The organism is Ramlibacter sp. 2FC, from assembly GCF_005503345.1.
GTDB lineage: Bacteria > Pseudomonadota > Gammaproteobacteria > Burkholderiales > Burkholderiaceae_C > SCMQ01.
This window is the reverse complement of record NZ_SCMM01000093.1, coordinates 1-8994: the sequence shown is the minus strand read 5'-3', so window position 1 is coordinate 8994 and position 8994 is coordinate 1. Positions and strand designations below refer to the sequence as shown.

Here is an 8994-nt window from a genome sequence, read left to right as displayed (position 1 = left end):
TCCCCACACTCGGTCACCCTCATGCAGTTGCGCTTCGCTTCGTTCGCTGTGATCAACTCACGGGAGGACTTGCACCTCCAAGAGTGCGCCCGTGCCGGGCGCACAACGAAAAAACCCGGTTCCTTGTGGGAACCGGGTTTCCGTGGTTTTGGTCGGCGTGGCGGGATTCGAACTCGCGACCCCTTGCACCCCATGCAAGTGCGCTACCAGGCTGCGCTACACGCCGTCAAGCCTCAAATTATAACGTGTAATTCACTCAATCAGCGAGAGCATCTCGCGAATCTCAAACAATTCCTTGCGCAGCTGGCGCAGGGCTTGGGGCGCCACGGCTTCGGAAGACGCAGCGGCCGCCGGGTCGAACTCGCTGTCCACGTCTTCCGGCCATTGCGAATCCGGCAACTCGCTGTCCTCGAAGGCGACATCCCCCGAGCGGTGCTTGTCGCGCTCGAGCTGGGCCAGCTCCTGCAGCTTGTTGCGCGCCCCACTGATGGTGAACCCCTGGTCGTACAGCAGGTCACGGATGCGGCGGATCATCAGCACCTCGTGGTGCTGGTAGTAGCGGCGATTGCCACGCCGCTTCATGGGGCGAAGTTGCGTGAACTCCTGCTCCCAATACCGTAGCACGTGCGGCTTCACGCCGCACAGCTCGCTCACTTCGCCTATCGTGAAGTAGCGCTTGGCGGGAATGGGCGGGAGAGGTTTCTCCATTGAAATCAAGGTTCTGCGGCTGAAACCTGTAAGGTTACTCCAACTAAGCCTCGATTGCACCGCTGCTCGGCAAGAAGCCGCCTCCCGCGCAAGAAACTTACACCTGCGTGGACTTCTCGGTCGTCGGCCCATCGCCCTGGATCTGGTCCTTGAGCTTGTGGCTGGCGTGGAAGGTGGCGACCCGGCGCGCCTCGATGGGGATCAGCTCGCCGGTGCGCGGGTTGCGCCCCGGGCGCGGCGCCTTGGTGCGGATCTGAAAATTGCCGAAGCCGGAAATCTTCACATCGCGCCCGTCGACCAGGCTGTCGGCGATCAGGTCGAAAAAGGCATCGACCATGTCCTTGGACTCGCGCTTGTTCAGGCCGATCTGCTCGAACAGCAGCTCGGCCAGTTGCGCCTTGGTCAGGGCCGGCGTTTCCAGGCTTTCGACGGCAAACGCCATGGGCTGATCGGCTTCCTGTGACAGTGGCATGTGGCGGCTCCTGGATCTGGTTCAGCTGCGCAGGCGGGCGCCGAGCGTCGCCGCCAGTTGGTCGAGCACGGACTGGACGGCAGCCTCGATCTGCGCCTCGGTCAGGGTCGCCTCGTCGCTGTTGAGCGTGAGGCGCACGGCCAGGCTCTTCTCGCCGGCACCCAGCCCGCCGGAGGCCGGCGCCTGGTCCTCTTTGACCGGCTTGGCCCGGTACACGTCGAACAGCAGCGCATCGCGCAGCAGGCCGCCGGTGGGTGTAGCCCGGACCGCGGTCATCAGTTCGGCATGCGTGACCTTCTCGGCGACGATCACGGCCAGATCGCGCTCGACGGCCTGGTGGCGCGCCACCGGCTGCGCGAGCGGCACTGGGCGCTGCAGCACGGCGGCGAGGTCCAGCTCGAACATCACGGGCACCTGCGTCAGCTCGTAGGCCTGGCGCCAGCGCGGATGCAGCTCGCCCACATGACCGATGGCCTGGCCATCGACCCGCACGAGGGCGCAGCGCCCCGGGTGCATGGCCGGATGCTCGGCTGGCTCGAAGCTCGCGCGGCGCGGCGCCAGCAGGGCCTCCACGTCGCCCTTGAGGTCGAAGAAATCCACGGCCCGCGGCTTGCCCTCCCAGCTCGGGCGCTCGGCCGGGCCGAAGGCCATGCCGGCCACGCGCATAGGCTGGTCGAAGCCTTGCACCGTGGTGTCGCTGTTCTGGACCGTGGCATCGCGCAGGAACACGCGGCCCAGCTCGAACACGCGCACGCGTTCGGCCTTGCGGTCGGTGTTGAAGCGGACCACCTGCAGCAGCGAGCCCAGCAGCGAGGAGCGCATCACGCTCATCTGGCTGGCGATCGGGTTCAGCAGCCGGATCGGATCGGCATTGCCCGCCAGCTCGCGCTCCCAGCGCTCCTCGACAAAGCTGAAGTTGATGGTTTCCTGGTAGCCCAGGCCGGCCAGGGCGCGACGCACGGCAAAGGGGCTGCGCTCGGCCTCGGCGCGGATCTTGGCCGTGATCGGGGCCAGCGGCGGCGTGGTCGGCAGCTGCTCGTAGCCGACCATGCGTGCCACCTCCTCGATCAGGTCCTCCTCGATCTGCAGGTCGAAGCGGAACGAGGGCGGCAGCACGGTCACCTGGCCCTCGCCCTCCGTCACCGGCAGGCCGAGCCCACGCAGGGCCTCGGCGCATTGCGCCTGCGTCAAAGGCATGCCGATGACCTTGGCCGCGCGCGCCACGCGCAGCGTGACGGGCTGGGGCTGGGGCAGGTTGACCTGGTGATCGTCCACAGGACCGGGCTCGCCGCCGCAGATCTCGAGGATGAGCTGCGTGATGCGCTCGATGTGCTCCACGGTCTGGCTCGGGTCCACCCCGCGCTCGAAGCGGTGGCCGGCGTCGGTCGAGAAGTTGTAGCGGCGCGAGCGGCCGGCGACGGCCTTGGGCCACCAGAAGGCCGCCTCGACGTAGACGTTGCGGGTGTCGTCCGACACCGCCGTGGCGTCGCCGCCCATGATGCCGGCCAGCGACTCGACCTGGACCTCGTCGGCAATCACGCCCACCTGCTCGTCCAGCGTCACGGTGTTGCCGTTGAGCAGCTTGAGCGACTCGCCCGCGCGACCCCAGCGCACCTCGAGGCCGCCATGGATCCTGTCGAAGTCGAAGATGTGCGAGGGGCGGCCGAACTCGAACATCACGTAGTTGGAGATGTCCACCAGGGCCGTCACGCTGCGCTGGCCGCAGCGCGCCAGGCGATCGACCATCCACTGCGGGGTTTGGGCCTTGGTGTTGACCTGGCGCACGATGCGTCCGGAGAAGCGTCCGCACAGATCGGGCGCGCTGACCTTGACCGGCAGCCGGTCGCCATGACTGACCACGACGGCGGGAAAGTCCACGGCCTTCAGCGGCGCACCGGTGAGCGCCGCCACTTCGCGCGCGATGCCATAGACGCTCAGGCAATGCGCGAGGTTGGGCGTGAGCTTGAGCGTGAACAGCGTGTCGTCGAGCCGCAGATGGGCGCGGATGTCCTGTCCGAGCGGCGCGTCGGCCGCCAGTTCGAGCAGGCCACCATGCTCGTCCGAGATCTGCAGCTCGCGCGCCGAGCACAGCATGCCCTGGCTCTCCACGCCGCGCAGCTTGCCGAGCTGGATCACGAAGGGCTTGCCGTCCTCGCCGGGCGGCAGTTCGGCGCCGACCAGGGCGCAGGGCACCTTGATGCCGGCGCGCGCATTCGGCGCGCCGCAGACGATGTTGAGCGGCGCGCCCTGCCCCACGTCGACCTGGCACACGCGCAGGCGGTCGGCGTTGGGGTGCTGGACGGCCTCCTTGATCTCTCCGACCACGATCTTGGTGAACGGCGGGGCCACGGGCTTGAGCTCCTCGACTTCAAGCCCGGCCATGGTCAGGGTGTCGGCCAGTTGCTGGGTGGAGAGCGGCGGGTTGCAGAACTCGCGCAGCCAGGATTCGGGGAATTGCATCTTGTAGTTCTCTTCGGGAATTACTGGAACTGGCTGAGGAAGCGGATGTCGCCGTCGAAGAACAGGCGCAGATCGTTCACGCCGTAGCGCAGCATGGTCAAGCGGTCCGGCCCCATGCCGAAGGCGAAGCCGATGAAGCGCTCGGGATCGAGCCCCATGTTGCGCACGACCTGCGGGTGCACCTGACCCGAGCCCGCGACCTCGAGCCAGCGGCCGGCCAGCGGCCCGGTCTGGAACTGAATGTCGATCTCGGCGCTGGGCTCGGTGAACGGGAAGAAGCTGGGCCTGAAGCGCAGCACCAGATCCTCGCTCTCGAAGAAGCTGCGGCAGAAGTCGGTGAACACGACCTTGAGGTCCTTGAAGCTCACGTTCTCGCCTATCCACAGGCCTTCGCACTGGTGGAACATGGGCGAGTGGGTGGCGTCGCTGTCCACGCGGTAGGTGCGGCCCGGTGCGATCACCCGGATCTCGGACATACCCTGACCTGCATCCAGGCGCGCCTGGTATTTCTTCACATGCTGAACCGCATGGCGGATCTGCATCGGGCTGGTGTGGGTACGCAACAGGTAGCCGCCCTCGACGTAGAAGGTGTCGTGCATGGAACGCGCCGGATGGTCCTCGGGCGTGTTCAGCGCGGTGAAGTTGAACCAGTCGGTCTCGATCTCGGGACCCTGGGCCACCTCGAAACCCATGGAGCCGAAGATCTGCTCGATGCGCTCCATCGTCAGCGAGACCGGGTGCAGGCCGCCCTGGCCGCGCTGGCGGCCCGGCAGGCTCACGTCCAGGGCCTCGGCCTTGAGCTGGGCCTCGAGCTCGGCGTCGGCCAGCGCCTGGCGGCGCGCGTTGAGGGCCGCCTCGATCGCCTGCTTGGCCTGGTTGATGGCAGCGCCGCGCGTCTTCTTCTCGTCCACGCTGAGCGCGGCCATGCCCTTCATGAGTTCGGTGATGCGCCCGGCCTTGCCCAGGTACTGGGCCTTGGCATTCTCCAGGTCGGCGGGGGTGGCGGCCTGCGCGAAACTGGCGCGGGCGCTGTCAACCAGTGCGTCCAACTCGTTCATCGATCTTCTTCCTGCATCCGGAATAAAAAAAGGATTGAAGCCTTCGCAAGCCTCAACCCCTTTGATTTACTTCGCTGCAGGCTGCGCGGGGGCAGCCTGCCTCGTGAATTAAGCGGCCAGCTTGGCTTTGACTTGCTCCACGATGCCAGCAAAAGCGGCCTTGTCGTGCACGGCGATGTCCGCCAGCACCTTGCGGTCGATTTCGATGGCGGCCTTCTTCAGGCCGTTGGCGAACTGGCTGTAGGTCAGACCGCATTCACGCGCGGCGGCGTTGATACGGGCGATCCACAGCTGACGGAAGACGCGCTTCTTGGCACGGCGGTCACGGTAGGCATACTGCCCGGCCTTCATCACCGCTTCTTTGGCGATGCGGAAGACGTTGCCGCGGCGGCCGCGGAAACCTTTGGCCAGGGCCAGGACTTTCTTGTGACGGGCGCGTGCCGTTACACCACGTTTGACGCGAGGCATGAGTGTTCTCCTTGTTCGTCAGTTGATCAAAGGCCGGCGAACGGCAGCATCTGTGCCATGTGACCCATGTTGGTCTCATGCACGGCGACTGCACCCCGCAGATGGCGCTTGTTCTTGGTGGTCTTCTTGGTCAGGATGTGACGCTTGAAGGCTTGACCGCGCTTGACGGTGCCACCCGGACGAACACGGAAGCGCTTCTTGGCGCTGCTCTTGGTCTTCATTTTGGGCATGTGAATGCTCCTTCTTCATTGTGCTCGTGAGGCGTCTGCAAACTCCTTGCAGCCTTGATGGCCCCGAGCCACTAATGCGGCGGGTCGTGAAACCCGCCGCGTCGCGATGGACCCATGGGGACCATCGCGCTTGCAGTGCGGGGTTGCCGCACTGCAAATCCAAGCCTGAGCAACTCAGGCCGAGGCCGTCGGTGCGGCTTCGGAGGTGGGCTTGGCGACCACCTTCTTCTTGCCCGGCGCGATCATCATGATCATCTGCCGGCCTTCGAGCTTGGGGAACTGCTCGACCACGATCAGGTCCGCCAGTTCGTCCCGGATGCGCTGCAGCAGCGCCATGCCGATTTCCTGGTGCGTGATCTCGCGACCGCGGAAGCGCAGCGTGATCTTGCACTTGTCACCCTCGGCCAGGAAGCGCCGGATGTTGCGCATCTTGATGTTGTAGTCGCCGTCGTCCGTGCCCGGACGGAACTTGACTTCCTTGATCTCGATGACCGTCTGCTTGGCCTTGGCTTCTGCAGCGCGCTTTTGCTCCTGGTATTTGAACTTGCCGTAGTCCATCAGGCGGCAGACCGGCGGGCTCGCCATCGCGGCAATCTCGACCAGATCCACATCCAGCTCGCCCGCCATGCGCAGGGCCTCGGCCAGACTCACGATGCCCAGGGGCTCGTTTTCCGGGCCCGAGAGGCGAACCTCGGGGGCCATGATTTCACGGTTCAGGCGGTGCTTGCGTTCCTCGCGCTGGCGACGGTCACGAAATTCAGTAGCGATGGCTCAAATCCCCAAAAACTTTACTGCCACGACAAGGTGGCCCCTTCCGCCGCATCCACGCGGACCAAAGCTTGTTTGAATCCAATCAGGCTTTAGAAGCGACATCTCCGGCGATGCGCTCAACGAACGCATCGAGGGACACCACACCGAGGTCTTTGTTACCCCGCGCGCGCACTGCGACGGCACCGGCTTCCTTTTCCTTGTCGCCCACGACGAGGATGTAAGGAAGCTTTTGCAACGAATGCTCCCGTATTTTATACGTAATTTTCTCGTTGCGCAGGTCCAGATCAACCCTAAACCCTTGATTTAGCAGCGTTTTGGCCACGCTTTGGGCATATTCGGCCTGCGCGTCGGTGATGTTGAGCACCGCCACCTGCACCGGCGCCAGCCAGGCCGGCAGCGCGCCGGCATGTTCTTCGATCAGGATGCCGATGAAGCGCTCCAGGCTGCCGACGATGGCGCGGTGCAGCATGACGGGGCGGTGCCGGGCGCCGTCCTCGCCCACGTATTCGGCGTCCAGGCGCTCGGGCATGGAGAAATCGACCTGCATGGTGCCGCACTGCCACTGGCGGCCGATCGCGTCTTTCAGCGTGTACTCGATCTTGGGGCCGTAGAAGGCGCCGTCGCCCGGCGCGATCTCGAAGTCGCAGCCCGAGGCGCGCAGGCTTTCCATCAGCGCCTGCTCGGCCTTGTCCCAGCTCTCGTCGCTGCCTATGCGCTGCTCGGGCCGGGTCGCGACCTTGTAGATGATGCTGCTGAAGCCGAAGTCTTGGTAGACCTTCTGCAGCAGCGCGGTGTAGGCCGTGCATTCGGCCAGGACATGGTCCTCGGTGCAGAAGATGTGGCCATCGTCCTGCGTGAAGCCGCGCACGCGCATGATGCCGTGCAGCCCGCCCGTGGGCTCGTTGCGGTGGCACTGGCCGAACTCGCCATAACGCAGCGGCAGGTCGCGGTAGCTCTTGATGCCCTGCTTGAAGATCAGGATATGGCCCGGGCAGTTCATCGGCTTGAGCGCGTAGTCGCGCTTTTCCGACTCGGTGGTGAACATGTTCTCGCGGTACTTGTCCCAGTGGCCGGTCTTCTCCCACAGCGACTTGTCCAGCAGCTGCGGCCCCTTGACCTCCTGGTAGCCGTTGTCGCGGTAGACCTGGCGCATGTACTGCTCCACGCCCTGCCACACGGTCCAACCCTTGGGATGCCAGAACACCACGCCCGGCGCATGGTCGTCGATGTGGAACAGATCGAGTTCCCGGCCCAGGCGCCGGTGGTCGCGCTTCTCGGCCTCCTCGAGCATGGTCAGGTACTGCTGCAGCTCGTCCTTGCTGGCCCAGGCCGTGCCGTAGATGCGCTGCAGCATCTCGTTGCGGTGGTCGCCGCGCCAGTAGGCGCCGGCCACCTTCATCAGCTTGAAGTGCTTGAGCCTGCCGGTGCTGGGCACATGGGGCCCGCGGCACAGGTCCTCGAAGCCGCCCTCGCGGTACAGGCTCACGTCCTCGTTGCTCGGGATGCCGGCGATGATCTCGGCCTTGTAATGCTCGCCCAGGCCCATGAAGTAGGCCACGGCCTCGTCGCGCGGCAGCACGCGGCGCACCACGGGCTCGTCCTTGGACGCGAGCTCGGCCATGCGCTTCTCGATCGCCACCAGGTCCTCGGGGGTGAAGGGGCGCTTGTACGAGAAATCGTAGTAGAAGCCGTTCTCGATCACCGGGCCGATCGTGACCTGGGCATCGGGGAACAGCTCCTTCACCGCGTAGGCCAGCAGGTGGGCGGTCGAGTGGCGGATCACCTCCAGGCCGTCGGCATCCTTGGCCGTGACGATGGCGAGCGAACTGTCCTGCGCGATCAGGTAACTGGTATCGACCACCCTCGCTGCCTCACCCTGGCCGATCTTGCCGGCCAGCGCCGCCTTGGCCAGGCCGGTGCCGATGGAGGCGGCCACCTCGGCCACCGTCACCGGGCCGGGGAATTCGCGTTGGGAGCCGTCGGGAAGCGTGATCTGAATCATGGTGTGTTCCGGAAAAAACAAAGCGCGGCAAGGACCGCGCTCGACAAGTATCTGAATGGCAGTTTGCGCCCAAGGCGCGCGGACCAGCGACCTCAGGGGCTGAAGAACCTCGCCGTCGTAGTTCGCGGTGTCATAACCGGCCTGCCTTTCTCGCTCTTGCTGGATGAAACGTCGGCATTTTAACCGCTCGACCCGCGGCAGCCGCGACGGGAAGATTTGTCAGCGCGCGGTAAAGAGCTGTTTCACGTCATGACGCGCGTCGGCGCCGGTATGCGCAAAGGCGTTAGGAAAGAACGTCGAGGCCAGGCGGTCGCGGCGTGGCAACCCGTCGGAGACCTGCCATGAGCCATTCACTCAACCCACGTACCCTGCTTGCCTGCGCCCTGTCCGCACTGGCCTTGTCGGCCTGCGTGGTGGCCCCCTACCCGGCCCAGCCGGTGTATGGAACGGGCGACGTGGTCCTGAGCCCCGTCGCACCCCCCGCCCCCTATGTCGAAGTGATTCCGGTCGTACCCTACCCCGGCGCCGTCTGGATCAGCGGCTACTGGAGCTGGAGCAGCGGCCGGCACCACTGGGTGCCTGGCCACTACGCGCGGCCGGTTCCGGGCCACCGCTGGGCGCCGCACCGCTGGGCGCCCGGTCAGCGCGGCGGCTGGGAACTGCGCGGCGGCGTCTGGGTGCGCTGAGCGCCGGCAAGCCCACCGGACGGCGCATTGAGTAGGGTGAGGGGTTACCCCCTCAGCCCTCTCACACCACCGTACGTGCGGTTCCGCATACGGCGGTTCAAGCGGAACACTGGAGGTGCTGGTGGATGGACACCAGCGA

General features: G+C 65.6%; 9 protein-coding genes and 1 tRNA gene. 1 reads left to right on the top strand and 9 read right to left on the bottom strand.

The window, feature by feature from the left end; genetic code table 11:
- Window positions 1-149: 149 nt before the first annotated feature.
- The 9 genes from FFS10_RS22085 to thrS all read right to left on the bottom strand — a co-directional run bounded on the left by FFS10_RS22085 (window position 150) and on the right by thrS (window position 8169).
- Window positions 150-226 (bottom strand) — tRNA-Pro (locus FFS10_RS22085).
- 26 nt (window positions 227-252) lie between these two features.
- Window positions 253-708, bottom strand: coding sequence for a MerR family transcriptional regulator (locus FFS10_RS22080; protein ID WP_137896753.1), 456 nt, complete (start codon window positions 706-708; stop codon window positions 253-255).
- A gap of 97 nt (window positions 709-805) precedes the next feature.
- Complete coding sequence (locus tag FFS10_RS22075) at window positions 806-1150, bottom strand: integration host factor subunit alpha (RefSeq protein WP_171016201.1); 345 nt, start codon at window positions 1148-1150, stop codon at window positions 806-808.
- A 51-nt stretch (window positions 1151-1201) separates the two neighbouring features.
- Complete coding sequence (pheT, locus tag FFS10_RS22070) at window positions 1202-3640, bottom strand: phenylalanine--tRNA ligase subunit beta (RefSeq protein ID WP_137896751.1); 2439 nt, start codon at window positions 3638-3640, stop codon at window positions 1202-1204.
- A gap of 20 nt (window positions 3641-3660) precedes the next feature.
- Entirely contained in the window at window positions 3661-4698 is a 1038-nt protein-coding gene (gene pheS, locus FFS10_RS22065) for a phenylalanine--tRNA ligase subunit alpha (protein WP_137896750.1), read from the bottom strand.
- Window positions 4699-4806: 108 nt separating this feature from the next.
- On the bottom strand, window positions 4807-5166 hold the full coding sequence (rplT, locus tag FFS10_RS22060) for a 50S ribosomal protein L20 (RefSeq protein WP_137896749.1): 360 nt from the start codon (window positions 5164-5166) through the stop codon (window positions 4807-4809).
- Window positions 5167-5192: 26 nt separating this feature from the next.
- Window positions 5193-5396 carry a 50S ribosomal protein L35 gene (gene rpmI / locus FFS10_RS22055; RefSeq protein WP_137896748.1) on the bottom strand — a complete coding sequence of 68 codons (204 nt, stop codon included), beginning with the start codon at window positions 5394-5396 and terminating at the stop codon, window positions 5193-5195.
- Between the two features lie 174 nt (window positions 5397-5570).
- Window positions 5571-6164, bottom strand: coding sequence for a translation initiation factor IF-3 (infC, locus tag FFS10_RS22050; protein WP_137896747.1), 594 nt, complete (start codon window positions 6162-6164; stop codon window positions 5571-5573).
- A gap of 85 nt (window positions 6165-6249) precedes the next feature.
- Window positions 6250-8169, bottom strand: coding sequence for a threonine--tRNA ligase (gene thrS, locus FFS10_RS22045; RefSeq protein ID WP_137896746.1), 1920 nt, complete (start codon window positions 8167-8169; stop codon window positions 6250-6252).
- Window positions 8170-8510: 341 nt separating this feature from the next.
- Here thrS and FFS10_RS22040 point away from each other — a divergent pair, with 341 nt between their 5' ends.
- Window positions 8511-8855 (top strand): YXWGXW repeat-containing protein, encoded by a 345-nt coding sequence (locus FFS10_RS22040; protein WP_137896745.1) that lies wholly within the window; start codon window positions 8511-8513, stop codon window positions 8853-8855.
- Window positions 8856-8994: the final 139 nt, after the last annotated feature.

Bases quoted from the DNA above. Each gene is read 5' to 3' on its own strand.
- FFS10_RS22080 (WP_137896753.1), bottom strand. From the start codon at position 708: ATGGAGAAACCTCTCCCGCCCATTCCCGCCAAGCGCTACTTCACGATA.
- FFS10_RS22075 (WP_171016201.1), bottom strand. From the start codon at position 1,150: ATGGCGTTTGCCGTCGAAAGCCTGGAAACGCCGGCCCTGACCAAGGCG.
- pheT (WP_137896751.1), bottom strand. From the start codon at position 3,640: ATGCAATTCCCCGAATCCTGGCTGCGCGAGTTCTGCAACCCGCCGCTC.
- pheS (WP_137896750.1), bottom strand. From the start codon at position 4,698: ATGAACGAGTTGGACGCACTGGTTGACAGCGCCCGCGCCAGTTTCGCG.
- rplT (WP_137896749.1), bottom strand. From the start codon at position 5,166: ATGCCTCGCGTCAAACGTGGTGTAACGGCACGCGCCCGTCACAAGAAA.
- rpmI (WP_137896748.1), bottom strand. From the start codon at position 5,396: ATGCCCAAAATGAAGACCAAGAGCAGCGCCAAGAAGCGCTTCCGTGTT.
- thrS (WP_137896746.1), bottom strand. From the start codon at position 8,169: ATGATTCAGATCACGCTTCCCGACGGCTCCCAACGCGAATTCCCCGGC.
- FFS10_RS22040 (WP_137896745.1), top strand. From the start codon at position 8,511: ATGAGCCATTCACTCAACCCACGTACCCTGCTTGCCTGCGCCCTGTCC.